Raw genomic sequence first — 24,677 nt, forward strand, 5'->3', positions numbered from 1 at the left:
ACCTCATGCCAGACGGGCCAGATCGACGATCATGTCGATCAGCTTGATGCCGATGAACGGGGCGACGAGGCCGCCCAGCCCGTAGACCAGAAGATTGCGCGACAGCAGCGCCCCGGCCGAGGCGGGGCGGTACTTCACCCCCTTCAGCGCCAGCGGGATCAGCGCCACGATCACCAGCGCGTTGAAGATGATGGCCGACAGGATCGCCGACTGCGGCGTGCCGAGGCCCATCACGTCGAGCGCCGCGAGTCCCGGATAGGCCGCCACGAACAGTGCCGGCAGGATGGCGAAGTACTTGGCCACGTCGTTGGCGATGCTGAACGTCGTCAGCGCGCCGCGCGAGATCAACAGCTGCTTGCCGACCATCACGATCTCGATCAGCTTCGTCGGGTCGCTGTCCAGATCGACGAGGTTGCCGGCCTCCTTCGCGGCTGGGGTGCCCGAGTTCATCGCCACGCCCACATCCGCCTGCGCCAGCGCCGGGGCGTCGTTCGAGCCGTCGCCGCACATGGCGACCAGCTTGCCGGCTGCCTGCTCGGCCCGGATATAGGCGAGCTTCCGTTCCGGCGTCGCCTCGGCCAGGAAGTCGTCGACCCCGGCCTCGGCGGCGATGGCGGCGGCGGTCAGGGGGTTGTCGCCGGTGATCATCACCGTGCGGATGCCCATCCGGCGCAGCTCGGCGAACCGCTCGCGGATGCCGGGCTTGACCACGTCCTTGAGGTGGATGACGCCCAGCACGCGGCCGTTCCTCGCCACGACCAGCGGCGTGCCGCCCGACATGGCGATCTCCCGCACCAGCGGCTCGGCCGCCGCGGCGCCGCCCTGCGGAAAGGCGCGGGCCATGGCGTCGGACGCGCCCTTGCGGATCTGGGTGCCGTCGGCGAGGTCGATGCCGCTCATCCGGGTCTGGGCGGTGAAGGGCACGACGTTCGCCCCCTGCCGCAGCGCACCCTCGGCAAAGCCGTGCCGGCGGGCGGCCAGTTCCACCGTCGATTTCCCCTCGGGCGTGTCGTCGGCGAGGCTGCTGACATAGGCCGCCTCGGCCACCTCGGCCTCGGTCACACCGGGGACCGGCAGGAAGGCGTCGGCCATGCGGTTGCCGAAGGTGATGGTGCCGGTCTTGTCAAGCAGCAGCACGTCGATGTCGCCCGCAGCCTCGACCGCGCGGCCAGACTTGGCGATGACGTTGGCCTTGACCAGCCGGTCCATGCCGGCGATGCCGATGGCCGACAGCAGGCCGCCGATGGTCGTCGGGATCAGCGTCACGAACAGTGCCGCCAGCCAGACGACCGGGATCTCGGTCCCCGACCAGCCGGCGAACACCGGCAGCGTGGCCACCACCAGCAGAAACACGAGCGACAGCCCGGCCAGCAGGATGTCGAGCGCGATCTCGTTCGGGGTCTTGGCGCGTTTCGCGCCCTCGACCAGCCCGATCATGCGGTCGAGGAAGGTCTCGCCGGGCTTGGCGGTGACGCGCACCACCAGCCAGTCCGACACCAGCCGCGTGCCGCCGGTCAGCGACGAGCGGTCGCCGCCGGATTCGCGGATCACCGGGGCGGATTCGCCGGTGATGGCGGATTCGTCCACCGAGGCCACGCCCTCGATCACCTCGCCGTCGGTCGGCACGATGTCACCCGCCTCGACCAGGATCACCGCGCCGATCTCGAGGCTGTCCACGTCCTCGAGCTCATAGAGCTCGCGGTTGCCCTCGTTCAGCAGCAGCTTGGCGCGGGCGGTGGACTTGGTGGCGCGGAAGGCGTCGGCGCGGGCCTTGCCGCGGCCCTCGGCAATCGCCTCGGCGAAGTTGGCGAAGAGGACCGTGGCCCAGAGCCACAGCGCGATCTGCAACGAGACCGCGCTGCCCGCTTCGCCCCAGCGCAGCAGGACGAGGATGGTCGTGACCAGTGCCACCAGGGCGGTCGCGAAGATCACCGGGTTGCGGGCCAGCTTGCGCGGGTCGAGCTTGCGGAGTGCCGCACCGACGGCCGGGCGCAGGATCTCGGGCGCGAACAGGCCGATCTCGGATTTCGGGTGTTTCGACATGAGGAACCTCAGAAGCTCTGGCCGGCGGCGATCGAGACGTGCTCGGCGATCGGCCCCAGGGCGAGGACGGGAAGGAAGGTCAGGGCGCCGACGATCAGGATCGTCACCACCAGCAGCACGGTGAAGGCCACGCCATGGGTCGGGAAGGTCCCGGCGGTCGCCTCGGCGCGGGTCTTTCCGGCCAGGCTGCCGGCGATGGCCAGCACCGGGATGATGTAGCCCCAGCGGCCGAGCAGCATCGCCAGCCCGATCAGCGTGTTGTGCCAGACGGTGTTGGCGCCGAAGCCCGCGAAGGCCGAGCCGTTGTTGGCCGTCCCCGAGGTGTAGGCGTAGATGAGCTCGGTGAGCCCGTGGGGGCCGGCGTCCTGCACCGCGCCCTGGGCGTTGCCGGTCAGGATCGACGCCGCCGACAGCACCAGCACGCCCAGCGGCATGACCAGCAGCGTCAGCGCCGCGAGCTTCATCTCGCGCGCCTCGATCTTCTTGCCGAGCCATTCGGGCGTGCGCCCGACCATCAGCCCGGCAAGGAACACGGTCAGCACGACATAGAGGACCATGCCGTAGAAGCCGGCCCCGACACCGCCGAAGATGATCTCGCCCAGCAGCATGTTGAAGAGCGGGATCATGCCGCCGAGCGCCATGAGGCTGTCGTGCATGGCGTTGACCGCACCGCACGAGGCGACGGTGGTCACGACCTCGAACAGCACCGTGCCGGCGAGGCCGAAGCGGGTCTCCTTCCCCTCCATGCTGACGCCGGCTTGGGTGATCCCGGCGTGCAGCGGGTTGCCGGCGGCCTCGGCGAAGTACGCCCAGAGCAGCACGCCCGCGAACAGCGCGGCCATGGCGGCGTAGATCGCCCAGCCCTGCCGGCGGTCGCCAACCATCCGGCCGAAGAGGAACGGGAAGGCCGCCGGGATGGCGAGGATCGACAGGCACTCGATCAGGTTCGAGAGCGCGGTGGGGTTCTCATAGGGATGCGCCGAGTTCACGTTGAAGAACCCGCCCCCGTTGGTGCCGAGCAGCTTGATCGCTTCCTGGCTCGCGACCGGGCCCTGGGCGATGACCTGCTGCGCGCCCTCGAGCGTGGTCACGTTGACCGACGCGGCGAGGTTTTGCGGTACGCCCTGCCACAGCAGCAGCAGGGCGACGAGGATCGCGCCGGGCAGCAGCAGGTAGAGCGTGGCGCGCGTCAGATCGACCCAGAAGTTCCCGAGATCGGCGGCCGACCGGGCGGCGAGCCCGCGGATCACCGCGACCGCCACGGCGATGCCGGTCGCGGCCGAGACGAAGTTCTGCACCGTCAGCCCGGCCATCTGGCTGAAGTGGCTCAGCGCCGTCTCGCCGCCGTAGCTCTGCCAGTTGGTGTTGGTCATGAAGCTGACGGCGGTGTTGAAGGCCTGATCGGCGCTCATCGCGCCGAAGCCCTGCGGGTTGAGCGGCAGCCAGCCCTGCAGCCGCAGGATCAGGTAGAGCAGGACAAAGCCCGCCGCGTTGAAGGCCAGAACGGCGGTGGCATAGCCTGTCCAGCGCTGGCCCGCGCCGGTGACGCCTGCGGCGCGGTAGAGCACGCGCTCGACCGGCGCCAGCACCGTCACCCGGCCGTCGAAGACCCGCGCCATCCACGGCGCGAGCGCCAGCCCGAGGACCGTCAGGCCGGCCAGGAACAGGGCGAAGTACGAAAGATCGGCGCTCATCTCAGAACCTCTCGGGCGCGAGAAGCGCGATCAGGAAATAGACCAGCAGCGCGGCCGCGAGGCCTCCGCCCAGCATGAGTTCGATGGTCATGGCGCCCTCACAACCGGTCGGCGCCGCGCACGGCGAGGCCGCCCAGCGCAAAGACCGCGAGCCCGCCGCAGATGAAGATGATGTCGGACAGCATCCGATGCTCCCTCAGTTTGTCTGGCGGGAACATGGGTTGGGGGGGCGTAAAGCCGCGATATGGGATCGGGGTGCGGGCGTAACGGGGGTGTAAAATCGGCGGGGGATTGGGGGGGGCGCACAGGGCGCGCGGTTGCCCCGGGGGTTCAGAACGGGTTGTCCCATCCGGCTTGTCTGCTAGCCTTCCACGACACAGGGACATCACGAGGGAGGACACGCCATGCGTTGCACGATCGTCGTTGCAGCAGTTCTGTCCGCGAGCGGAGCCGTCGCCCAGCAGGTTACCGACGCGATTGCCCCCGAGGCGGCCTCGGTCGCGGGATCGGGCCTTTCACCAGCGTTCGCCGGGCTCAGTACGCCCGCGCTGGCGGCACTTGCCGACAAAGAGGCGCGGCGCCCGGTCAAGGGACAGGAATGGATGGTGGCGGCGGCACATCCGGCTGCGGTCGAGGCGGGGGCGAAAATCCTCGACGCCGGCGGGACCGCGGCGGATGCGATGGTCGCGGTTCAGACCGTGCTCGGGCTGGTCGAACCGCAAAGCTCGGGTATCGGCGGCGGCGCGTTCCTCGTCTGGTACGATGCGGCGAGCGGCCAGCTGACCACGCTGGATGCGCGCGAAAAGGCACCCGCAGCGGCAACCCCCACGCTGTTTCTGGACGATGCGGGAGAGCCTCTCTCGTTCATGGACGCCGTGGTCGGCGGCCGCTCGGTCGGCGTGCCGGGCACGCCTGCACTGCTGGAGGAGGCCCACCGGCGCTGGGGGCGGGCGAATTGGGGCACGCTCTTCGAGCCGGCCATCGCTCTGGCCGAGAACGGCTTTGCCGTCTCACCGCGGCTGGCCGGGCTGGTGGCGGGCAGTGCCGAGCAGCTGGCGCGCGACCCGGACACGGCTGCGTATTTCCTCCCCGGCGGCACGCCAGTGGCCGAGGGCACGGTGATCCGCAACCCGCGCTATGCCGGCACGCTGCGCGGACTTGCGATGGACGGGGCGGACTATTTCTACCACGGCCCGAACGCGTCGGCGCTGGTGGACAAGGTGCGCGGCGCGGAGTGGAACCCGGGCGTGATGACGCTGGACGATCTCGCAGCGTATCGCGTGGTGGAACGTCCGCCCGTCTGCGTGACCTATCGGGCGCACGATGTCTGCGGAATGGGCCCGCCCTCGTCCGGGGCGCTGACGCTGGGCCAGATCCTCGGAATGCTGTCGGGCCACGACCTCGCCGCGCTCGGCCCCGTGAATCCTGAGAGCTGGCGGCTCATCGGCGATGCCTCGCGCCTCGCCTTTGCGGACCGCGAGCGCTACATGGCCGACAGCGACTTCGTCCCGGTCCCGACGAGCGGGCTGGTTGACCCCGACTACCTGGCCGACCGGGGGAAGCTCCTCTACAGCGGAAAGGCTCTGCCCGAGGTCGAGGCTGGCACGCCGACGTTCCAGCACGCCATGCTGTGGGGGCGGGACAATTCCATCGAGATCCCCTCGACCTCGCATATCTCGATCGTGGACCGCTACGGCAACGCACTGGCCATGACGACGACCATCGAGGGCGGCTTCGGGTCGCATCTGATGGCGAATGGTTACCTGCTGAACAACGAGCTGACCGACTTCAGCTTTCGGACCCATGACAAGGGATGGCCTGTCGCGAACCGGGTCGAACCGAACAAGCGTCCGCGGTCGTCCATGGCACCGACCATCGTGCTGAAGGACGGCAAGCCTGTGATGGTCACCGGTTCGCCCGGCGGATCACGGATCATCGGTTACGTGGCAAAGGCCGTGATCGCGCAGCTGGACTGGGGGCTAGACCCGCAGCAGGCGGCCGCCGTGCCGAACCTCGTCAATCGCTTCGGCAAGTTCGACGTCGAGCAGGGAACCACGGCCGAGGGGCTCATCGGCCCCTTGACCGGTCTTGGCTTCGAGGTGGCGACGGCCGAATTGACCTCGGGGCTGCACACGATCGTCATCGGTCCCGGGGGACCCTTGGGCGGGGCCGATCCAAGGCGTGAAGGGATCGCGCTCGGGAAGTAAGCGTCGCGTGTCCCGGGTGATCGGGGACACGCGTTGCATTGGGCCGGATCAACCGGGCGCGGAGGCAACCCCCGTGCCCTGCACCGCTCAGTGCGAATACATCGACACCTGCTTGGCGTCGCTGTCCGGTGCGGTCTTCTCGCGCCGCACCTTGAGCCGGTTCAGCGCCCCGGTATAGGCCTTGACCGACGCGAGGATGGTGTCGGTGTCCGCCGACTGGCCCGTGGCGATGCGCCCGTCCTCTTCCAGACGCACCGAGACGGTGGCCTGCGCGTCGGTGCCCTCGGTCACCGCATGGACCTGATAGAGCTGCAGCGTCGCGTGATGCGCAAACATCGCATCGACCGCGTTGAAGGCCGCGTCCACCGGCCCGTCGCCCTGCCGCGTCTCGGTCCGCTCGGCGTCGCCCACGACCATCGTCAGCGTCGCCATCGCCGGCTCGCCGCCGCCGCAGACCACGCGCAGCTTGCGGACCTGCAGATAGTCGGTGTCGGTGTTGGCCATGCTGTCCTGCATGAGCGCGATCAGGTCGTCGTCGTGGACCTCTTTCTTGCGGTCGGCGAGCGCCTTGAAGCGCACGAACACGTCCTTGAGCTGGTTGTCGCCCAGCTCATAGCCCAGATCGGCCAGCTTGGCGCGCAGCGCGGCGCGGCCCGAGTGCTTGCCCATGGCGATGTTGGCCTCGTTCAGGCCGATGTCGGCGGGGCGCATGATCTCGAACGTCTCGACGTTCTTCAGCACCCCGTCCTGGTGGATGCCGCTCTCGTGCAGGAAGGCGTTCTTGCCGACGATGGCCTTGTTGAACTGCACCGGGAAGCCCGAGACCTGCGCCACGCGGCGCGACAGCCCCATGATCTTGCGGGTGTCGATGCCGGTGGTGAAGGGCATGATGTCGTGGCGCACCTTGAGCGCCATCACCACCTCTTCCAGCGCAGTGTTGCCGGCGCGCTCGCCCAGGCCGTTGATCGTGCACTCGATCTGCCGCGCGCCCGCCTCGACCGCGGCGAGGCTGTTGGCGGTCGCCATCCCCAGGTCATTGTGGCAGTGGGTGGCGAAGATGATCTCGTCGGCGCCGGGCACCCGCTCGAGCAGCATCCGGATCAGCTCGGCGCTTTCGCGCGGGGCGGTGTAGCCCACGGTGTCGGGGATGTTGATCGTCGTGGCGCCGGCCTTGATGGCGATCTCGACCACCCGGCACAGATAGTCATGCTCGGTCCGGGTGGCGTCCATGGGCGACCACTGCACGTTGTCGCACAGGTTGCGCGCATGGCTCACCGTCTGGTGGATGCGCTCGGCCATCTGGTCCATGTCGAGGTTCGGGATCGCCCGGTGCAGCGGCGAGGTGCCGATGAAGGTGTGGATGCGCGGGCGACGCGCGTGGCGCACCGCCTCCCAGCAGCGATCGATGTCGGGCAGTTGCGCGCGGGCAAGGCCGCAGATCACCGCGGTCTGGGCCTGTTTGGCGATCTCGGAGACTGCGGCGAAATCGCCTTCCGAGGCGATGGGGAACCCGGCCTCGATGATGTCCACGCCCATCTCGTCCAGCATCTGGGCGATCTCGAGCTTCTCGGCGTGGGACATGGTGGCGCCCGGCGACTGCTCGCCATCGCGCAGGGTGGTGTCGAAGATCAGCACCCGGCTGGCGTCGCGGGTCTGGGTGGAGTCACGGGCGGGCGTGGCGGAATCGGTCATGGGGGCATCCTGGCTGCGTCGGTCAGTGAGGGGGGGCCGGGCGCTGCGCTGGCTCGAGCGGCGGCCCGGCGGACCCGCTCAGCGCAGCGTAAGAAGCAGCAGACCGCGGAGACGCAGCACGGCCCGCGCGCCCGGCTGGGCGCCGGCGGAACGGGTCGTGGCAAGGGGCAGGGTCCGGGTCATGGGCCCGGACTATACAAGCGCGAGAGGCGTTGAAAAGGCCAAAAGCGCCGCTGCGTCATGCCGGGTGCCCGGGCGTCCGCTCAGCGGCCGACGCGGGGAAAGTCGATCGCCGGGCAGCGGTTCTGCACCACCGTCAGCCCCGCCGCCTGCGCCTTGGCCGCGGCCGCCGGGTGGCTCACGCCGAGCTGCATCCAGATCGTGCGCAGTCCCGGCAGCGCCGAGAGCGCCTCGTCCACGATGGCGGGCACCGCGTCGGACTGGCGGAAGATGTCGACCATGTCGATGCCGGCCTCGGCCGGGATGTCCGACAGCGTGGCATAGACCGTCTCGCCCAGGATCGTCTGGCCGGCGTGGCCGGGGTTCACCGGGACGACGCGGTAGCCCTGGGACTGCAGGAAGCGGGCGACCCCTTGGCTCGGCCGCTCGGGCTTGGGCGACAGGCCAACGACGGCGATGGCGCGGGTCTCGCGGGCGATCCGGGCGATGTCGGCAGCGGTGAGGGGTTGGGTATTCATGGCGGTGTCCCTCATGGTTCTGCCAGCCGAACCCGCCGCCTGCGTCCGGCGTTCCGACGCGTCGCCGCAGACAGACCGCCGAGGCCAAAAAAAAACGCCCGGTCAGAGACCGGGCGCGAGTCGCGGAACGAGGGACAGTGATCCGAACAGGACCGTTCCGTGGTCCGTGTTCCCGATGTAAATGCGCATCACCGGCCTGCGGTTCCAGACCTCTCGCGCTTTCGTGATTTTCAGTTCTTGAGATTGGCCCAGGCGGTCGCCGCACGGCCCAGGATGGCGTCGGGATCGGCCCGCATGGCGCTTTGCGCCGCGCCGCTGCTGGTGAGATACAGCCGCCCGCCGATCACCACCGGAAAATCCGGCAGGCCCGGGCGCCGCGCACCCTCGGACAGCGCCACCGGGCAGTTGCCGCCGAAGCCGGGCGCATAGGCCGAGGGGTTCGATTCGAAGGTGGCGCGATTCGCCTCGTTGGCGAAGCTCCACTCGCGGCCGCGCCAATGGGTCGAGATCGCGTCGTCGCCGGCGATCGCCCGGCCGCTGTCGCGCAGGCTGACCACGTCCATCCCGCCGACCGCCGTCTGTGCCCAGACCGGCCCGGCCGCGAGGCCGAGGGCGGCGCTCAGCGCGAGCGCGAGGGGGGCGGGGGAGAGGCGGCGCAGGGACATCGGGACGGGTTTCGGGCAAGGGCGGGATATGAGGTCGATGTGGCATCCCGCGACTTTCGTCGCAATGCACGCGGCCCTCCCGTCGCCCAGTTGTGACCGCCCGTGCTGCGTCCGCGCAACAGCGCCTCAGCCGGTCGCCGCCGCGTAAAGCGCCACGGCCGCCGCGTTCGAGACGTTGAGCGAGCCGAAATCCGCGGCAAAGGGGATGCGCACCACCCGGTCGCAGGTCTCGAGCGTCTTGTCGCGCAGCCCCGGCCCCTCGGCGCCGAGGACGAGGCACACCGCCCGCCCCGGCAGCGCTGCGAGCGCCTCGGGCAGGGTCTCGGTGCCGGTGCCGTCAAGGCCGATGACGGTGTAGCCCATCTCCTTCAGCGCGATCAGCGCGTCGGCGAGGTTCGTGACCCGCAGATAGGGCTGCCGCTCGAGCGCGCCCGAGGCGGTCTTGGCCAGCGCCCCGGTCTCGGGCGCGGCGTGGCGGGCGGTGGCGATGACCGCGCGGGCGCCGAACACCTCGGCCGAGCGCAGGATCGCGCCGACGTTGTGCGGATCGGTGACGCGGTCGAGCGCCACGACCAGCGCCCGCCCCGCGCCGCCCCCGTCGGCGGCCACGGTGTCGAGCGCGCCCCAGCCGAGCGGCTTGACCTCGATCGCCGCGCCCTGGTGGACGCTGCCGGGGTCGAGCGGCACCTCGCGGTCGAAGACCCGCGCGTCCACGATCTCGGGCGTCATGTCCGAGGCGGCGAGCGCGTCCTCGAGCCGCCCGGCGGCGTTGCGCGTCAGCACCAGCCGCAGCCGGGTCCGGTTGGGGTTCAACAGCGCGTCGCGCACGGCGTGCAGGCCGAAGAGCCACACCGTCTCGGCCGCCAAGGCGCGCCGGGCGCGCTCCTTGTCGATCACCCAGGCGGGTTTCTTGGTCTTGCGCGGCGCGCCGTCGGGGGTGCGGGGGGCGGGGGGGCTGGTCATGGGCTCTCCTGTCCGCCCCGTGATCACCCGCGCCGGGGTGCGGCGCAAGGGGCAGGGGGCGGGCGGTGGTGGTTGGGGTGCTGGCGCGGGAGCGTCGGGCGGGGTCGGGGGGATTGATCGCCGGTCCCTTGGGTATCTTGCGCTAGCTCACTGCCTCACTGCCTCACTGGCCCTTTGCGTCTTTGCCTCTCTGCCGATCCTCCTCTTCAGCGCTCCAACTCACCAACTCTCCCGTTCGCAGCTTTCACCAGCTCCCCGCTCTCAAGTCCTCCGCTTGCTAGGGACGGATATTCCCGCGACGCGGCACCCTCTGCATCCGGTCGTGCCGTCGGGTCTGGACCCTCACCGAATGGGACACCCAACCCCGCCGCCACCCCCCGCGACGCCGCTCGGGGACGCCGGGCGACACCACCCTCCGACACCGCCGCAAAACCGCTTGACCACCCGTGGCGCCGCGGCTAATCACCCCCGGCGTCGGGCGACGTGCTGCAAGGTGCGGCAGCGGACTGTAACTCCGCCGGGGAGACCCATGCCTGGTTCGATTCCAGGGTCGCCCACCATCCTCCCACTGGTGGTCTCATCCCGCACCGATCCGGCTTGACCGGTGGCCGGTGCCGCGCCACGGGCTTGCCATGACCGACCGCAGCGACGATCCCGACCGTACCGCCCGGCCCAACCCCGACCGCAAGGCCGCCGCCGAGGCCGAGCGCGCCGCGCGCCGGGCGGCGCGGCAGGCCGAGCGGGCCGCTCACAAGGCCCAGCGTCAGGCCGAACGTCAGGCGCTCAGCACCGCCTCGCTGGCCAAGGCGTCTGAGCGCAACGCCGCGCAAGAGAGTAAGGCCGCGGCCGGATCGCCCGCGAGCGCCGCGCCCCCGGCCCGCGCCTCCGACCGCACGGCAACCCGACCCACGGAAGAGCGCCCCCGCCCAACCCCCTTCGACATCCTCATCGTCGCCCAGGGCGGCGGCATCGACCGGCAGGCCGCGCTGCTCGCCGCGAGCCTGCGCCGCAACGCCCCCGGCTTCCCGGGCCGCCTGATCGTCGCCGAGCCGCAGCCCGAGGCCGCATGGGCGGGCCACGCCACCCGCATGAGCGACCCCGCGCGCGCCGCCCTCACCGGCTTTGGCGCCGAGATCCGGCCGCTCGTCGCCCGCGACTTCGGCGCCAGCTACCCGCACGGCAACAAGATCGAGGCGCTGGGCGTGCTCGAGCCGGGCCGGCCGTTCCTCTTCCTCGACAGCGACACGCTGATCCTCGGCGACATCGGCGCGGTGCCCTTCGACTTCGCGCGCCCCGCGGCTTCGATGCGCCGCACCGGGACGTGGCCCAGCCCGCCGCTCTACGGGCCGGGCCATCACGACATCTGGGCCGCGCTCTACGACCGCTTCGGGCTCGACATCGCCCCCACGCTCGACCGCACCCAGCCCGACGAGCATTGGGAGCGGTTCCTCTACTTCAACGCCGGCTGGTTCTTCGGCGCCGACCCGGCGGTGTTCGGCCAGCGGTTCCGCGACTGGGCGGTGGCGGTGCGCGACGATCCGGGCGAGGCGCTGGCCTGCCAGTCGCTCGACCCGTGGCTCGACCAGATCGTGCTGCCGCTGGTGATCCACAGCCTCGGCGGCGGCCGTCCGGGGCCGGAACTGGCGGGGATGGACGGCAACGTGACCTGCCACTGGCGCCGGCTGCCGCTGCTTTATGCCCGCGAATCGGACCGCGCCGTGGCCGAGATCGAGGCGCTCGCCGCCCTGCCCGAGATCGCCCCCCTCATCGACGGGTGGGAGGCGGGCGAGCGCCTGATCAGCGCGGGCCTCGGCCGCAGCCGCATCCGGCCGATGTTCGCGGACGCGCGCCCGCTGCCGCCCGAGCGCGCGATCCGCAAGCGGCTGCGCGCCGAGGGGCTGTGGCTCGCGTGACCCGCGCGGTTGCGCGGTTGCACCCGAGGGCCCCGCGCGCGACCGCATTGCGCCCGATCGCGCGGATGGGCTAAGCCCGCCCCGTTCACCATGGACCGACCGTCAGCCGAGGAAACACCGCCATGGACCCGCGCCGCGCCCCCCGGACCGCCACCGTCACCCGCGAGACCAACGAAACCCGGATCGAGGTCCGCGTCGATCTCGACGGCACCGGCCGGTCCGAGAGCGTGACGGGCATCGGTTTCTTCGACCACATGATCGACCAGCTGGCCCGCCACGCGCTGATCGACATCACGCTCAGCTGCGACGGCGACCGGCACATCGACGACCACCACTCGGTCGAGGATTGCGGCATCGCGCTGGGCCAGGCCCTGCGCGAGGCGCTGGGAGAGAAGCGCGGCATCCGCCGCTACGGCAGCTTCCACCTCGCCATGGACGACACGCTGGTGCGCGCCGCGCTCGACCTGTCGGGGCGTCCCTACCTCGTCTGGAACCTGCCGTTTCCGGCCGACAAGATCGGAACCTTCGACACCGAGCTGGTGCGCGAGTTCTTCCAGGCGTTCTCGACCCATGCCGGCATGACGCTGCACGTCGACCTGCTGCACGGGCTGAACGCCCACCACATCGCCGAGGCGGCCTTCAAGGCCTTGGCGCGGGCGCTGCGCGAGGCGGTCGAGCCCGACCCGCGGCTGGGCGACGCGCTGCCCTCGACCAAGGGCGCGTTGTAGGTCCCATGCGCGTCGCCATCATCGACTATGACAGCGGCAACCTGCACTCGGCCGAAAAGGCCGTGGCGCTGGCCGGCCGTGACCGGGGCGCGGCCGTCACGGTGACCTCGGACCCCGCGGTGGTGGCGGCGGCCGACCGCATCGTGCTGCCGGGCGACGGGGCCTTCCCGGCCTGCCGGGCGGCCTTCGACGCGGTGCCGGGGATGCTCGAGGCGCTGACCGAGGCGGTCATGGGGCGGGGCGTCCCCTTCCTCGGCATCTGCGTGGGGATGCAGATGCTGGCCGATGAGGGGCTGGAATACCGCCCGACCCCCGGCTTCGGCTGGATCGGCGGCCGGGTCGAGCGGATCGCGCCGACCGACCCGGCGCTCAAGGTGCCGCACATGGGCTGGAACGATCTTGAGGTTGCGCGGCCGCACCCGATCCTCGCCGGCATCCCGGCGGGCGGTCACGCCTATTTCGTCCATAGCTGGCAGTTCCGGGTGGCCGACCCCGCCGACCTCGTGGCGAGCGTCGACTACGGCGGGCCGGTCACGGCGATCGTGGCGCGTGACAACATCGTGGGGCTGCAGTTCCACCCCGAGAAGTCGCAGCGGCTGGGGCTGGCGATGCTGGGCAATTTCCTCGACTGGCGGCCCTGAGGCGGACCCCCGGCCCGCTGAGGGTTCAGGGCTCCACGTCGAGCGCCGGGCCGAAGCGCGCCAGCATCCGGCTGCGGATGTGGTCGCGGACCTGCCGATAGACGCCCAGCCGCGCCTCGCGGCTTTCGGCCATCCCAGTCGGGTCCATGATCGGCCAGTATTCCACGTCGAGGTGATAGCTGCGCGTCAGTTCCAGCGCCTGCCGCTGGCTCGCCGGGGTCAGGGCCACGATCAGGTCGAACTGACCCAGATCGTCGCCCCAGTCGCGCATCTCCTCGAAGCTGCGGGTGCGGTGGCGCGACAGCTCGACCCCGATCTCCTGGCAGACGGCGATGGCGAAGCCGTCGATCTCCATGTCGTTGTGGACGCCCGCCGACTGCACATAGGCGCGGCGGCCGTAGAACTTCTTCATCATCCCCTCGGCCATGGGCGAGCGGATGGCGTTGTGATCGCAGCAGAAGAGCACCGAGGCGGGAAACCGCACCTCCGCGGCGAGGCCCGCGGGGGCGGCCGCGGCCGAGGCAGCAGGATCGGCCGGCACACCCACGCGGGTCAATCCGCGATCAGCGCGCAGATCAGGGTGAAGAGGCGCCGGGCGGTGTCGATGTCGACGCTCGCCTTGCCCTCGAGCCGCTCTTGCAGGGTCCGCGCGCCCTCGTTGTGGATGCCGCGGCGGGCCATGTCGATCGCCTCGATCTGCGCCGGGGGCAGGCGCTTCACGGCGTCGAAGTAGCTTTCGCAGATCTGGAAATAGTCTTTCACCACCTGCCGGAAGGGGCCCATCGACAGGTGGAACTCGGCCACCGGCGCCTCGTCCTCGGCCCGCAGGTCGAAGACCAGCCGGCGGTCGCGCACCGCGAGCAGCAGCGCATAGGGGCCTTCGGGCGCGGCACCCTCGCCGCGGGCAGGCAGGCTGATCGAGTTGTCCTCGAGCAGGTCGAAGACCGCGACGCGGCGCTCCTGCTCCATCTCGGGGGTGGCGGGGGGCAGGGCGGTGTCGTCGATCTCGACCCGGAACAGCCGGGATTTCGCAAGCGTCTCGGTCATCGGCGCCCCCAGCGCAGCTTGGCCAAAAGGATCGCGCCGATGCTGAGCACCGCCACGATGTTCGACAGGATCAACGGCGCGTCGCGTTTGATCAAGCCGTAACTCAGCCACATGGTGACGGTGGCGAACAGCAGCAGGTTGGTGGCCCACGAGAGGTCGTCGACCGCCCGGCTGCGCCATGTCTTGACCACCTGCGGCAGCCAGCAGACGGTGCCGAGGATCGCCGCGGCAAAGCCGACGAGTTCGGTCGCGCTCACCCGTTCACCTGCGCCAGCCGCGCGGCGACCGAGCGGGCGTGGGCGCCCAGGCCCTCGGCCTCGGCCAGCCGCACCGCCGCCGAGCCGATGGCGCCCAGCGACGCCGGGTCGAGCCGCGAGAGCGTCGTGCGCTTGAGGAAATCCACCACCGACAGCCCCGACGAGAACCGCGCCGAGCGTGCCGTGGGCAGGACGTGGTTCGGCCCCGAGACATAGTCGCCCGCCGCCTCGGGCGTCCACCCGCCGAGGAAGATCGCGCCGGCGTGGCGGACCCGCGCGGCCAGCGCCTCGGGGTCGTCCACGCAGAGTTCGAGATGCTCGGGTGCGATCCGGTCCGAGAGGGCGGCGGCCTCGGCCAGATCGCGGGTCACGATCACCGTGCCGTGGTCGCGCCAGCTTGCGCCCGCGATGGCGGCGCGGGGCAGGGTGGGCAGGATGCGGTGCACGGCCGCCACCACCGCCATCGCCAGCGCCGGGTCGGGCGTCATCAGGATCGCCTGCGCGTCGGCGTCGTGTTCGGCCTGCGCCAGCAGGTCGAGGGCGAGCCACTCCGGGTTCTGCGCGCCCTCGGCGATCACCAGCACCTCGGAGGGGCCGGCGATGCTGTCGATCCCGACCCGGCCGAAGACCTGCCGCTTGGCGGCGGCGACATAGGCGTTGCCCGGCCCGGTGATCTTGTCCACCGCTTGCATCGTCTCGGTGCCATAGGCCATCGCCGCGATCGCCTGCGCGCCGCCGACGCGCCAGACCTCGTCCACCCCGGCGATGCGGCAGGCGGCCAGCACCAGCGGGTTCAGCACGCCCTCAGGCGCGGGCACGCAGACCACCAGCCGCGGCACGCCCGCCACCCGGGCGGGAACCGCGTTCATCAGCACCGACGAGGGGTAGCTGGCCTGCCCGCCGGGCACATAGAGCCCCGCGGCCGACACCGGCGTCCAGCGCCAGCCCAGATCGGCGCCGCTGTCGTCGGTCCAGCGCGCATCCTCGGGCATCTGCCGTGCGTGATAGGCGCGGATGCGCGCGGCGGCGAGTTCGAGCGCGGCGCGGTCCTCGGGGTCGGCCGCGGCGCAGGCGGCGTCGATCTCTCCTTCGGTCAGGCGCAGGCGGTCGGCGGTCAGGTCGGTGCGGTCGAAGCGGTTGGTCAGGTCGACCAGCGCCGCGTCACCCTCGGCCCTGACCCGGGCGATGATCGCCGCCACCGCGTCGCCCACGTCCGCGGCATCCTCGCGCTTGGCGGCGAGCATGGCGGCAAAGCCGGTCTCGAAATCCGGGTCCGAGGTGTTGAGCGTGACGGGCATGGTGATCTCCTCGCCGGAGGGGCCGCCGGGGGCGGCGGGGGCCGGGTTCAGGCTGCTGTTAGCGGCTGGCGCCGGGGGCCTCAAGCGCTCCGGCGGGCAGAGGCGGCGGGGGCTGGCAGCGGGCGGTGCATCTCGATCTCGGGCAGGCCGCGCTCGTTCAGGAAGGGCGCGCCCACCGGCCGAAACCCCGCGCGCAGATAGCAGCGCCGGGCGGCGTCGTTGCCGCTGCCGACCCGCAGCCCGAGCCGGCGGAACCCGGCCGCCGCCGCGCGCTCGGCGATCCGGCCCAGCGTCAGCGCCGTCAGCCCCCGTCCGCGGGCCTCGGGGGCGGTAAAGACCCCGGTGATCCAGCCCATGTCCTCGGTGCCCGGCGTCCAGCCCGGCTGCCAGCCGGCAATCGCCTGGGCGCGGCCCTCGCGCGGGCCGGCGGCCCAGACCTCGACCGCGGCAAGATGCGCCCGCGCCTCGGTCAGCGGGTCGGCGCTGTCGTCGGCCTCGGCGTCGCCCGCGGCGATGGCAAAGGCGAGCGGCGCATCCCGCAGCGCGGCGGCGCGGATCGCCCGCCACTCGGCCGCGCGGTCCGGGGTGAGCTGCCACAGGACCGGCGCACGCGGCCGCCACAGGCGTCCGCGGATCGCGTCAATCACCGTGCTGCGGCCGCGCGGCCGCCTGCGCCCGGTGCGGGCGGGCCACGTCGCGCAGGTCGACGCACATCGCCTCGACATCCACGGCCACTGCGCCGTCGCCGGCGAACTGCAGGATGAGCGTGCCGGTCCCGTCCTCGCCCGGCCGCCATTCGAGGTCCAGGAGCGACAGCACCAGCCCCGGGTCCGAGCGGTCGATGCCGTCGTGGCGCACCGCGGTCACGTCGCCGATGGCGAGGATGGTGCGCACCCGCTCGAACGGGCGGCCCTCGGCCTCGGCGGCGTCCGCATCCTCCCACCGGAAGCGGCTCAGGAGCAGGGCGAAATGCCGGCTCTGGCGGTCCCAGACCGCATCCGCGACGGTCAGCACCGAATCCTGCGCGAGCGCCGCCAGCACCGCGAGATCCTCGGCATCCTCGGCCCGGATCGCCAGCGGGCGGTCGGGATCGGCGTCCGCGAAGCTCGCGTCGCGGCCCATGCTGCGGGCATCGCCGTTCGGAACGGGGTCACTCATGCGCGGGTGCCTCCTTGATGCGCTCGATGTCGGCGCCGACGCCGCGCAGCTTGCGCACGACCTTCTCGTAACCGCGGTCGAGGTGATAGACGCGGCTCACCACCGTCTCGCCCTCGGCCGCGAGCCCGGCGAGGATCAGGCTGACCGAGGCCCGCAGGTCGGTGGCCATCACCGGCGCGCCCTTGAGCCGGTCGACGCCCGTGACGCGGGCATGGCCGCCGTGCACGTCGATCCGCGCCCCCATCCGGGTCAGCTCGGGCGCATGCATGAAGCGGTTCTCGAAGATCGTCTCTTCCAGGTCGCTCACGCCCTCGGCGGTGCAGAGCAGCGCCATCATCTGCGCCTGCAGGTCGGTCGGGAAGCCGGGGAAGGGCTCGGTGCGCACGTTGACTGCCCGCACGCGGCCGTTCTTGCGGCTGACGGTCAGGCCGCGCTCGGATTCGGTGACGGCGATCCCGGCCTCGTCCAGCTTCTCGCAGAAGCTCTCGACCAGGTCGATGCGGCCGCCGAGGCAGGTCACCTCGCCGCCGCAGATCGCGGGGGCGAGCATATAGGTGCCCAGTTCGATCCGGTCGGTGACGACCGGATGGGTGGCGCCGCCCAGCCGGTCCACGCCCTCGACGGTGATCGTGTCGGTGCCCTCGCCCTCGATCCGCGCGCCCATCCGGCGCAGGCAGCGGGCGAGGTCGACGATCTCCGGCTCGCGGGCGGCGTTCTTCAGCACCGTCGTCCCGCGGGCGAGGGTGGCGGCCATCAGCGCGTTCTCGGTCGCCCCGACCGAGACCAGCGGAAACTCGACCACCGCGCCGCGCAGGCCGCCCGCGGGCGCCTTGGCGTGCACATAGCCGTCGCGCAGGTCGAGCTCCGCCCCCATCGCGGCCAGCGCCTTGAGGTGCAGGTCCACCGGCCGCGCCCCGATCGCGCAGCCCCCGGGCAGCGAGACGACCGCCTCGCCGTCCCGCGCCAGCATCGGGCCGAGCACGAGGATCGAGGCGCGCATCTTCCGCACGATCTCGTAATCCGCGGTGTGGCTGGTCAGCGCATGGCTCGACATCGCGAGCACCTGGCCATCCTGCAGGCTCGCCACCTCGGCCCCGAGCGAGGCCAGCAGCGCCGTCATGGTGCGGATGTCCGACAGCCGCGGGGCGTTGGTCAGGGTCAGCGGCTCGTCGGTCAGAAGCGTCGCCGGCATCAGCGTGAGGCAGGCGTTCTTGGCCCCCGCAATGGCGATCTCGCCGTTCAGCGGCCCGTTGCCGCGCACCAGAATCGTGTCCATCAGTCCTCGCTTGAAGCGGTCGGGCGGGGCGTCGGGCCCGGCGGGCACGAGGGCGCGTCGTGCCCCTCGGCCGGAAGGGGGCCGCCTTGGGTGTCCCGCGGGGCTGTCGGCGGCAGCGGGGCCTCGGCCTCGCTTGCGGCGCGACCGCGCGCCTGTTCCTTCCGCCGCGCCAGATTGGCCCTGAGCGCGGCGCCCAGACGGGCGTCGCGGTTATCACCGGTGGCTGGGCGGCGGGTGTCGTTCATCCGACCCTGTTAATCGCCAAGGCGCCAAGCGTCCAGCCGATGCCAGCACCGTGCGCTGGTCGGACAGGTCACGGTGTCTCGCCCAACGCCTCCCACGCGCGCCGGGCCATCCGCCGGGCCAGCGGGGCCAGACGGGCCGCATCGGGGTCGGCGGCGTTCCCTTGCGCTGCGCGGTCGGCGACGCCGACGAAGATCACAGCAAAGCGGAACAGCGCAAAGGCGACGTGGAAGGGTTGCGGCGCCGGCACCTCGGGAAGGACATCGGCATAGGCGGCGAAGAAGGTCGCCTCGGACGGGATGCCCTCGGTCTCGGCGCCAAGGATGCCGCCGTACTCATCGGGTGTGGTGTGATAGGGCATGGCCGCAAAGCCGAGGTCGGCGAGGGGATGGCCGATGGTCGAGAGCTCCCAGTCGAGCACGGCGACGACGCGGGGCTCGGTCGGGTGGATCAGCATGTTGCCGAGGCGAAAATCGCCGTGCGCGATCGAGAACAGCCCGTCGTCGGGCGGCAGCAACTTGGCCAGCCGGGCCGAGAGGGCGACGAGCAGCGGATTACCGGCAAAGCTCGAGGCCTCGAGCTGGCTCGTCCAGCGGTACAACTGGCGGGCGAAATACCCGCCTGGGCGGCCGAAGTCGCCCAACCCCACGGCGTCGGGGCGAATGCGATGCAGACGGGCAAGCGTGCGGACCATCGACAGGTAGATCGCCCCTCGCTCGTCGGGGGTGAGGCCGGGCAGTCTGGCATCGGCGAACACCCGCCCCTCGACCCGCTCCATCAGGTAGAAGGGCGTGCCGAGCAGGGCCGGATCGTCGTGATAGATGAGCGCGCGGGGCACCGGCACGTCGCTGTCGGCCAGCGCCCTCAGCACCCGGAACTCGCGGTCGATGGCATGGGCGCCCTTGAGGATGTCGCCGCCGGGCTGCTTGCGCAGGACGAGGCGGTGGTCGCCGTGCTCGACGAGGAACGTCGGGTTGGACTGCCCGCCGCCGATCCGCGCGAGGCGGGTCTGACCGGGGCCGAAGATGTCGGTCAGGAACGGGCCGATGCGATCGGCGTTCACGGCGTTCACCGCGCGCCCTCCACCGGCTCGCTCGGCGCGCCGTCCTGACCGGCCGCCTGCCACGTCCAGAAATCGCGGCCTTCGCGTTCGAGGTGCTGGTTCAGCACCATCATGTGCACCTCGTCCGCGCCGTCGACCAACCGCGCCTGCCGGGCATAGCGGTAGATCCACTCGAGGGGCGTGTCCTTCGAATAGCCGCGCGCACCGTTGATCTGGATCGCGGTGTCAGCAGCCTTGTGCAGCAGGTTGGCGACATGGACCTTGGCCATCGACACCTCCTTGCGGGCGTAGCTGCCCTGGTCGAGCGCGCACGCGGCTTTCATCACCAGCAGCCGGCCGATCTCGATCTGCATGGCAAGCTCGCCCAGCATGATCTGGATGCTCTCGCGCGCCGACAGCCGCTCGCCGAAGGCAAGGCGCTGGTGGGCGTAGTCGGTGGCGATCTCGACGCAGCGCCGTGACAGCCCGAGCCAACGCATGCAATGGGTCAGACGCGCCGGACCCAGCCGCATCTGCGTCAGCTTGAGACCGTCCCCCTCGTCGAGCAGCCGGTCGGCAACCGGGATTTCCATGTCCTCGAACACCAGTTCGCAGTGTCCGCCATGTTCCTCGGGCCCCATGATCGGAATCCGCCGCTCGATCCGCCACCCCGGCGTGTCGCGGTCGAACAGAAAGGCGCTGAGCCCGCGGCGCGGGTCGTCCGAGGTCCGTGCGACCAGAATGAAATGGCGCGCCTCGCCGGCGCCTGTGATGAACCACTTGCGACCGCGCACCACGTAACGGTCACCCCGGCGGGTGGCCGTGGTCAGCATCATTCCGGCGGGGTCCGAGCCCGATCCGGGCGCCGGCTCGGTCATGGCAAAGGCCGAGCGGACCTCGCCGGCCACGATGGGCGCCAGCCAGCGGGCCTGCTGGGCCGGGGTCGCGGCCTTCTCCAGCACCATCATGTTGCCGTCGTCGGGGGCGGCCGCGTTGAACACCGCCGGGCCGAAGATCGAGCGGTTCATCGCCTCGTAGCAGACCGCCATGCCGACCTTGCCCAGACCCTGGCCTCCGGTCTCGGGGCGCAGCTGCAGGCACCACAGGCCCTCGCCCCTTGCCTTGCCCCGCAGGGTGTCAAGCAGATCGAGGCGGATGTTCTCATGGGCGTCGAAGCTGGCCTGATCAGCTTCGAGCGGCAGCAGCTCGTTCTCGACGAAGCGGGCGATACGGCGGCGGAACTCCTCGACGCGCGGCGATATGGTGAAGTCCATCGGCCCCCCTCACAGGCTTGAACAGAGATGGCCGCCATCGACGACCAGCGCGCTGCCGGTCATGTAGCGCGCATCGTCGGAACACAGCAGCCGCAGCGGCGCGTCGAGGTCCGACAGTTGCCCCAGCCTGCGCTGGGGGATGCGGCGGATCAAGGCCTGCCCAGCCTCCGTGGCGAAGAACGCCCGGTTGATGGGGGTCTCGATATAGCCGGGGCAGAGCGCGTTCACGCGGATGCCGTGGCGCGCCCATTCGAGCGCGAGCGCGCGGGTCAGTTGCACCACCGCCGCCTTGGACGCGGCATAGGCCGCGACGTTGCCGGCCACCCGGAAGCCGAGGATCGAGGCCACGTTGACGATCGCGCCGCCGCCGTGGTCGCGCATCCGCCGGGCGGCGATCTGGGCGACATGGAACACGCCCCGCACGTTGGTATCGAGCACGGCGGCAAAGTCGGCCGGATCGGTGTCGATCGCCGCCGCCCCGGTGGCGATGCCGGCGTTGTTCACAACGACCTCGATCGGTCCTTTGATGCGGGCGAAGGCCCCTTCGACCGATGCGGGATCGGCCACATCCATCTCGACCGCCTCTGCCGTCCCGCCCGCGGCGCGGATTGTTGCGGCCAGCGCATCGATCCGTTCGGCGCGGCGGGCCGCGAGGATCACCCGCGCGCCATCCGCGGCCAGCAGTTGGGCGAAATGCGCGCCAAGGCCGCTCGACGCACCGGTGACGAGGATCGTGCGCTGGGTCATCGCGGGGCCTCCGTGGCGGGGTGGGGAAGGGGCGCGGGGCTCAGTTGTCGCAGCCCTGCTGGAAGCCCCGATCGCAGTGCAGGGTCAGGCGGGCGCTTTCGGCCTCGGTCCAGTTTTCGGGATCGGTGACAGCGACCCAGGGGCCGATGTAGTCCCGCGCATAATAGGAATGGCCGTACCCCGCCGGGGCCGAGGTGGCGAGCGCCATGTCGAGCGCCAGTTGGAACTGGGTCACCACCGGCATGAAGCTCAGCTCGGGCGAGACGTCCGGGGCGGGCGGTTCGCGCATCCACGCCGGCGCGCGCCAGAACGAGGTCGGCTCGTAGAACACGATCGGGTCGCTCGGGTATTGCAGGAACATCAGCCGCATGCTGCCCCAGTTCTCCGGCCCGCCCGCGTCGCGGAGGTGTGAGGCGAAGCGGATCAGCCGCCCGTCGCCCACCACCGGCAGGACATGGGGGCTGCCGGGATTGCGCGCCGCCGTGGCCTCGGCCCAGAAACCCGAGGGGAAGGGCGAGCCGGTCCAGAAGGCGCCGCTGATCGGATCGTCGAGCATGGCGAAAAGGTCGGTGCCGTGCATCGAGGCCCAGGCGCCGAGGCTCAGTCCATGAACGTAGATCCGCGGGCGGCGATCCTTGGGCAGGGTCTTCCAGTAGCCATGCACGGTGCGGATCAGCGCCGTCGCCTGCTCGAGCCCCGAATTGGTCTCGAGCAGCAGCGCCAGCGGCGACTGCAGATAGGAGTACTGGGCCGCAACCGTCGCCACGTCGCCGCCGTGCATGTATTCAAGCGGGTCGAAGCTGCCGGGGTCGAGCCAGCCGGTACCGGTGGGCAGGGCGATGATCAGGACCTTGCGGTCGAACCCGCCTTCGCGGCGCAGCTCGTCCAAGGCGATGCGGGCGCGGACGGCGGGGTCCTCGTCCTCGGCCAGACCGACATAGACCCGGATCGGCTGACGTGCGGGGCGACCGGTGAAGGCGGCGATGGCGGCGGCGTCGGGACCGCCGGTGACGAAGTCGCGGCCCGGCTGGCCCATCGCCGCCCAGTCCACCAGCGAGGCTGCGCTGCCCGATCGCAGCGGGTCCGACGGGGCCGGCGGGGCCGTCTCGAACAGCGCCTGCGCGGCGGTATAGGACGAATCGAGCCCGGCGATGACCCGGTCCAGCACCCCGTCGCGGGTCACCACCAGAAGCGCGATGAGCACCAGCAGCAGCCCCGCCACATCCGCCGTCCGGCTGTGCATGTGACGGGCAAGCCGCCCGCGGACGGCATCGAAGATCAGCCGGATGGCCAGCCCGACCAGCATCAGCACCCCGAATACGACGACGGCCAGGGCCAGCATCCGCAGCGAATGGATCGTCTCGATCGGTGGCATCCCCATGCGGATGCGGATGCCGTTCTGCCAGCCGCCGGCCCGCGCGAGGCACAGGGCCAGCGCTGCGATGACGGGCCCGGCGAGAATGATGTGAGCAACGTCTGCCGCCTGGCCGCGCAACTCGGGCAGCATCAGCGCCCGCCACAGGCTCAGCCAGAATCGTCCGATCAGGTAACCGAGCGCCGCCACCAGACCGCCAAGCGCCCCCTGCACCGCCCAGCTGCGCGGGATCAGCGACGGTGTCAGCGAGGCGGCAAAGAACAGAAGGCCCAGCATCAGCGGCAGAAGCAACAGACCGAAGGGCTTGCGCGGGTTCATCCGATTACTCCTGACTCTCGCGCACCCTGCCGCTGTTTGCGGCTTATGGGCAAGTCGCCTCGGGCGTGTCAGCATCGGGACACGCGGCCCGCCTGCTGCCGGAGAACTTCGATGCCCGACGCCAATCCCCCGCTGGCCCCAACGCCGGCCCCGCGCCCCGAAGGCGGTGCCGGGGCAGCGACCCCGGTCGGGCCTGCGTCCGGCGCGCCTGCGTCCGTGCCGGACCCCCGGCCAGCGCGCCCCGCGCCGCCGCCGGCCCCCTCCGTTGCACCTCGTCCTGCGGCGCCGGCCTCGAACCCTGCCAGGCCTGTGGCGGTCCTGACCGTCCTGCTGCTCGTCGCGCTTGTGGCGGGTTACGTTACCCTGGACCGGAACGCGCCGGGCTCGTCGCGCGGGACCGTCTCGGCCTCGATCGTGCAGATGGCCCCGCGGGTGTCGGGCGAGGTCGTCGAGGTGATGGTCGCCGACGATTCGATCGTTGCGGCCGGGCAGGCCCTGTTCCGCATCGACCCCCGCCCGTTCGAGCTGGCCGTCCGCCAGGCCGAGGCGGCGCTGGCCGAGACGGGGCAGAGCCTCGACGCCTCGACGGCGTCGCTGGCGGCGGCGCAGGCCGCGGTGACGCAGGCCGACGTAGCCCTAGAGACCGCGCGGGCCGAGGCGGCCCGGACCCAGCGGCTCGAAGAGCGCGGCGTGGTCGCCAAGGCGCGGGGCGAAACCGCCCGCAACGCGCTGTCGCAAGCCGAGGGGCAGGCCGAGGCCGCCCGCGCCAGCCTCGAGAGTGCCCGCGCGCAGCTCGGCCCCGAAGGGCGCAACAACCCCGCCATCGCGGCCGCCGAAGCGCAGCTGGCGCGGGCGCAGTACGACCTGGCCTCGGCCACGGTGGTGGCCCCGCATCTGGGGGTTGTGACGAACCTCACGCTTTCGCCCGGTCAGTACGCCAGTGCCGGCAGCCCGGCGCTGACCTTCATCGATGCGGCCGCGGCCTGGGTGACCGTGGACCTGCGCGAGAACCAGCTCGGCAATGTCGCGGCGGGCGACCCGGCGCTGATCCTGTTCGATTCACGCCCGGGCGAGGTCTTCGATGGTCGGGTGCAGAGTGTCGCGTGGGGCATCAACCCGGGCCGGAGCGCGCAGGGGGGGCTGGTGGTGAACCAGTCCTCCAACCGCTGGTTTGAACCTGCCCGCCACATTCCCGTCCGCGTCGAACTGGCTGGGGGGATGGACAGCTGGCCCGAACACGTCCCGGTAGGGGGAAAGACCACCGTGACGATCCTGGCCCGCCCCGGCGGCGTCACCGAGGCCTTCGCGCGTGCCGTGATGCGGGTCCGCGCCTTCACCAGCTATCTGCATTGAAGGGCGCGCCGCCGTGTATGTCGCCCCGCGCCCTGACCCTGTCGA

Annotated in this window: 23 protein-coding genes and 1 tRNA gene; 6 read left to right on the forward strand and 18 right to left on the reverse strand. The window is 71.3% G+C overall.

Annotated features, from left to right (window positions below; translation table 11 throughout):
- Window positions 1-3: 3 nt before the first annotated feature.
- The 3 genes from kdpB to ACFHYO_RS10285 are packed head-to-tail and all read right to left on the reverse strand — an operon-like array spanning window position 4 to window position 3,828.
- Window positions 4-2,043, reverse strand: coding sequence for a potassium-transporting ATPase subunit KdpB (gene kdpB / locus ACFHYO_RS10275; RefSeq protein ID WP_394320219.1), 2,040 nt, complete (start codon window positions 2,041-2,043; stop codon window positions 4-6).
- 8 nt (window positions 2,044-2,051) lie between these two features.
- Window positions 2,052-3,737, reverse strand: coding sequence for a potassium-transporting ATPase subunit KdpA (kdpA, locus tag ACFHYO_RS10280; protein ID WP_394320221.1), 1,686 nt, complete (start codon window positions 3,735-3,737; stop codon window positions 2,052-2,054).
- 1 nt (window position 3,738) lies between these two features.
- On the reverse strand, window positions 3,739-3,828 hold the full coding sequence (locus ACFHYO_RS10285; RefSeq protein WP_081962796.1) for a potassium-transporting ATPase subunit F: 90 nt from the start codon (window positions 3,826-3,828) through the stop codon (window positions 3,739-3,741).
- 313 nt (window positions 3,829-4,141) lie between these two features.
- On the opposite strand from ACFHYO_RS10285, the gene ggt reads away from it, so the two are divergent.
- Window positions 4,142-5,944, forward strand: a complete 1,803-nt coding sequence (gene ggt, locus ACFHYO_RS10290; protein ID WP_394320223.1) for a gamma-glutamyltransferase — start codon at window positions 4,142-4,144, stop codon at window positions 5,942-5,944.
- A gap of 87 nt (window positions 5,945-6,031) precedes the next feature.
- Here ggt and ACFHYO_RS10295 read toward each other — a convergent pair whose 3' ends face one another.
- The 4 genes from ACFHYO_RS10295 to rlmB all read right to left on the reverse strand — a co-directional run bounded on the left by ACFHYO_RS10295 (window position 6,032) and on the right by rlmB (window position 9,962).
- On the reverse strand, window positions 6,032-7,636 hold the full coding sequence (locus tag ACFHYO_RS10295; protein ID WP_394320225.1) for a 2-isopropylmalate synthase: 1,605 nt from the start codon (window positions 7,634-7,636) through the stop codon (window positions 6,032-6,034).
- Between the two features lie 263 nt (window positions 7,637-7,899).
- A complete protein-coding gene (locus ACFHYO_RS10300; protein WP_394320227.1) occupies window positions 7,900-8,334 on the reverse strand; it encodes a CoA-binding protein in 435 nt (144 codons plus the stop codon).
- Between the two features lie 230 nt (window positions 8,335-8,564).
- On the reverse strand, window positions 8,565-8,999 hold the full coding sequence (locus tag ACFHYO_RS10305) for a YHS domain-containing (seleno)protein (protein WP_394320229.1): 435 nt from the start codon (window positions 8,997-8,999) through the stop codon (window positions 8,565-8,567).
- Between the two features lie 126 nt (window positions 9,000-9,125).
- Window positions 9,126-9,962: a 23S rRNA (guanosine(2251)-2'-O)-methyltransferase RlmB gene (gene rlmB / locus ACFHYO_RS10310; protein WP_394320230.1), complete on the reverse strand. Its 837-nt coding sequence runs from the start codon at window positions 9,960-9,962 to the stop codon at window positions 9,126-9,128.
- A gap of 476 nt (window positions 9,963-10,438) precedes the next feature.
- Here rlmB and ACFHYO_RS10315 point away from each other — a divergent pair.
- From ACFHYO_RS10315 to hisH, 4 genes are all read left to right on the forward strand, one after another.
- Window positions 10,439-10,522, forward strand: a tRNA-Tyr gene (locus tag ACFHYO_RS10315).
- A 72-nt stretch (window positions 10,523-10,594) separates the two neighbouring features.
- Window positions 10,595-11,875 (forward strand): GT-B fold glycosyltransferase domain-containing protein, encoded by a 1,281-nt coding sequence (locus tag ACFHYO_RS10320; RefSeq protein WP_394320232.1) that lies wholly within the window; start codon window positions 10,595-10,597, stop codon window positions 11,873-11,875.
- A gap of 122 nt (window positions 11,876-11,997) precedes the next feature.
- A complete protein-coding gene (gene hisB / locus ACFHYO_RS10325) occupies window positions 11,998-12,603 on the forward strand; it encodes an imidazoleglycerol-phosphate dehydratase HisB (protein WP_394320234.1) in 606 nt (201 codons plus the stop codon).
- Between the two features lie 5 nt (window positions 12,604-12,608).
- Window positions 12,609-13,244 (forward strand): imidazole glycerol phosphate synthase subunit HisH, encoded by a 636-nt coding sequence (gene hisH, locus ACFHYO_RS10330; protein ID WP_394320236.1) that lies wholly within the window; start codon window positions 12,609-12,611, stop codon window positions 13,242-13,244.
- A 25-nt stretch (window positions 13,245-13,269) separates the two neighbouring features.
- Here hisH and ACFHYO_RS10335 read toward each other — a convergent pair whose 3' ends face one another.
- The 11 genes from ACFHYO_RS10335 to ACFHYO_RS10385 form a co-directional block, all read right to left on the reverse strand.
- Window positions 13,270-13,728, reverse strand: a complete 459-nt coding sequence (locus tag ACFHYO_RS10335) for an arsenate-mycothiol transferase ArsC (protein WP_036712541.1) — start codon at window positions 13,726-13,728, stop codon at window positions 13,270-13,272.
- 68 nt (window positions 13,729-13,796) lie between these two features.
- Window positions 13,797-14,291, reverse strand: coding sequence for a UPF0262 family protein (locus ACFHYO_RS10340; RefSeq protein ID WP_036705353.1), 495 nt, complete (start codon window positions 14,289-14,291; stop codon window positions 13,797-13,799).
- On the reverse strand, window positions 14,288-14,548 hold the full coding sequence (locus tag ACFHYO_RS10345) for an SWEET family sugar transporter (protein WP_394320238.1): 261 nt from the start codon (window positions 14,546-14,548) through the stop codon (window positions 14,288-14,290). Before ACFHYO_RS10345 ends, ACFHYO_RS10340 begins: the two co-directional genes overlap by 4 nt.
- Complete coding sequence (gene hisD / locus ACFHYO_RS10350; RefSeq protein ID WP_394320240.1) at window positions 14,545-15,846, reverse strand: histidinol dehydrogenase; 1,302 nt, start codon at window positions 15,844-15,846, stop codon at window positions 14,545-14,547. The genes ACFHYO_RS10345 and hisD overlap by 4 nt, the downstream gene beginning before the upstream one ends.
- A gap of 80 nt (window positions 15,847-15,926) precedes the next feature.
- Complete coding sequence (locus ACFHYO_RS10355; protein WP_394320242.1) at window positions 15,927-16,493, reverse strand: GNAT family N-acetyltransferase; 567 nt, start codon at window positions 16,491-16,493, stop codon at window positions 15,927-15,929.
- Window positions 16,486-17,004 (reverse strand): DUF2948 family protein, encoded by a 519-nt coding sequence (locus tag ACFHYO_RS10360; protein ID WP_231555410.1) that lies wholly within the window; start codon window positions 17,002-17,004, stop codon window positions 16,486-16,488. Before ACFHYO_RS10360 ends, ACFHYO_RS10355 begins: the two co-directional genes overlap by 8 nt.
- Entirely contained in the window at window positions 16,997-18,280 is a 1,284-nt protein-coding gene (murA, locus tag ACFHYO_RS10365) for a UDP-N-acetylglucosamine 1-carboxyvinyltransferase (protein WP_394320245.1), read from the reverse strand. The genes ACFHYO_RS10360 and murA overlap by 8 nt, the downstream gene beginning before the upstream one ends.
- A gap of 313 nt (window positions 18,281-18,593) precedes the next feature.
- A complete protein-coding gene (locus ACFHYO_RS10370) occupies window positions 18,594-19,586 on the reverse strand; it encodes a phosphotransferase family protein (protein ID WP_394320247.1) in 993 nt (330 codons plus the stop codon).
- A 5-nt stretch (window positions 19,587-19,591) separates the two neighbouring features.
- Window positions 19,592-20,839 carry an acyl-CoA dehydrogenase family protein gene (locus ACFHYO_RS10375; protein ID WP_394320248.1) on the reverse strand — a complete coding sequence of 416 codons (1,248 nt, stop codon included), beginning with the start codon at window positions 20,837-20,839 and terminating at the stop codon, window positions 19,592-19,594.
- A 9-nt stretch (window positions 20,840-20,848) separates the two neighbouring features.
- The gene (locus ACFHYO_RS10380) at window positions 20,849-21,586 is read right to left on the reverse strand and encodes an SDR family NAD(P)-dependent oxidoreductase (protein WP_394320250.1); all 738 of its coding nucleotides are present in this window, start codon (window positions 21,584-21,586) and stop codon (window positions 20,849-20,851) included.
- A 40-nt stretch (window positions 21,587-21,626) separates the two neighbouring features.
- A complete protein-coding gene (locus ACFHYO_RS10385; protein WP_043133845.1) occupies window positions 21,627-23,279 on the reverse strand; it encodes an alpha/beta hydrolase in 1,653 nt (550 codons plus the stop codon).
- A 309-nt stretch (window positions 23,280-23,588) separates the two neighbouring features.
- On the opposite strand from ACFHYO_RS10385, the gene ACFHYO_RS10390 reads away from it, so the two are divergent.
- Window positions 23,589-24,632, forward strand: coding sequence for an HlyD family secretion protein (locus ACFHYO_RS10390; RefSeq protein WP_394320252.1), 1,044 nt, complete (start codon window positions 23,589-23,591; stop codon window positions 24,630-24,632).
- Window positions 24,633-24,677 lie beyond the last annotated feature (45 nt).

Origin of the sequence: Paracoccus panacisoli (genome assembly GCF_042435015.1) — a bacterium.
Taxonomy (GTDB): Bacteria; Pseudomonadota; Alphaproteobacteria; order Rhodobacterales; family Rhodobacteraceae; genus Paracoccus; species Paracoccus panacisoli.

Coding starts and splice junctions, on each gene's coding strand:
- kdpB (WP_394320219.1), bottom strand. CDS start 2,043: ATGTCGAAACACCCGAAATCCGAGATCGGCCTGTTCGCGCCCGAGATC.
- kdpA (WP_394320221.1), bottom strand. CDS start 3,737: ATGAGCGCCGATCTTTCGTACTTCGCCCTGTTCCTGGCCGGCCTGACG.
- ACFHYO_RS10285 (WP_081962796.1), bottom strand. CDS start 3,828: ATGACCATCGAACTCATGCTGGGCGGAGGCCTCGCGGCCGCGCTGCTG.
- ggt (WP_394320223.1), top strand. CDS start 4,142: ATGCGTTGCACGATCGTCGTTGCAGCAGTTCTGTCCGCGAGCGGAGCC.
- ACFHYO_RS10295 (WP_394320225.1), bottom strand. CDS start 7,636: ATGACCGATTCCGCCACGCCCGCCCGTGACTCCACCCAGACCCGCGAC.
- ACFHYO_RS10300 (WP_394320227.1), bottom strand. CDS start 8,334: ATGAATACCCAACCCCTCACCGCTGCCGACATCGCCCGGATCGCCCGC.
- ACFHYO_RS10305 (WP_394320229.1), bottom strand. CDS start 8,999: ATGTCCCTGCGCCGCCTCTCCCCCGCCCCCCTCGCGCTCGCGCTGAGC.
- rlmB (WP_394320230.1), bottom strand. CDS start 9,962: ATGACCAGCCCCCCCGCCCCCCGCACCCCCGACGGCGCGCCGCGCAAG.
- ACFHYO_RS10320 (WP_394320232.1), top strand. CDS start 10,595: ATGACCGACCGCAGCGACGATCCCGACCGTACCGCCCGGCCCAACCCC.
- hisB (WP_394320234.1), top strand. CDS start 11,998: ATGGACCCGCGCCGCGCCCCCCGGACCGCCACCGTCACCCGCGAGACC.
- hisH (WP_394320236.1), top strand. CDS start 12,609: ATGCGCGTCGCCATCATCGACTATGACAGCGGCAACCTGCACTCGGCC.
- ACFHYO_RS10340 (WP_036705353.1), bottom strand. CDS start 14,291: ATGACCGAGACGCTTGCGAAATCCCGGCTGTTCCGGGTCGAGATCGAC.
- hisD (WP_394320240.1), bottom strand. CDS start 15,846: ATGCCCGTCACGCTCAACACCTCGGACCCGGATTTCGAGACCGGCTTT.
- ACFHYO_RS10360 (WP_231555410.1), bottom strand. CDS start 17,004: ATGAGTGACCCCGTTCCGAACGGCGATGCCCGCAGCATGGGCCGCGAC.
- murA (WP_394320245.1), bottom strand. CDS start 18,280: ATGGACACGATTCTGGTGCGCGGCAACGGGCCGCTGAACGGCGAGATC.
- ACFHYO_RS10375 (WP_394320248.1), bottom strand. CDS start 20,839: ATGGACTTCACCATATCGCCGCGCGTCGAGGAGTTCCGCCGCCGTATC.
- ACFHYO_RS10380 (WP_394320250.1), bottom strand. CDS start 21,586: ATGACCCAGCGCACGATCCTCGTCACCGGTGCGTCGAGCGGCCTTGGC.
- ACFHYO_RS10385 (WP_043133845.1), bottom strand. CDS start 23,279: ATGAACCCGCGCAAGCCCTTCGGTCTGTTGCTTCTGCCGCTGATGCTG.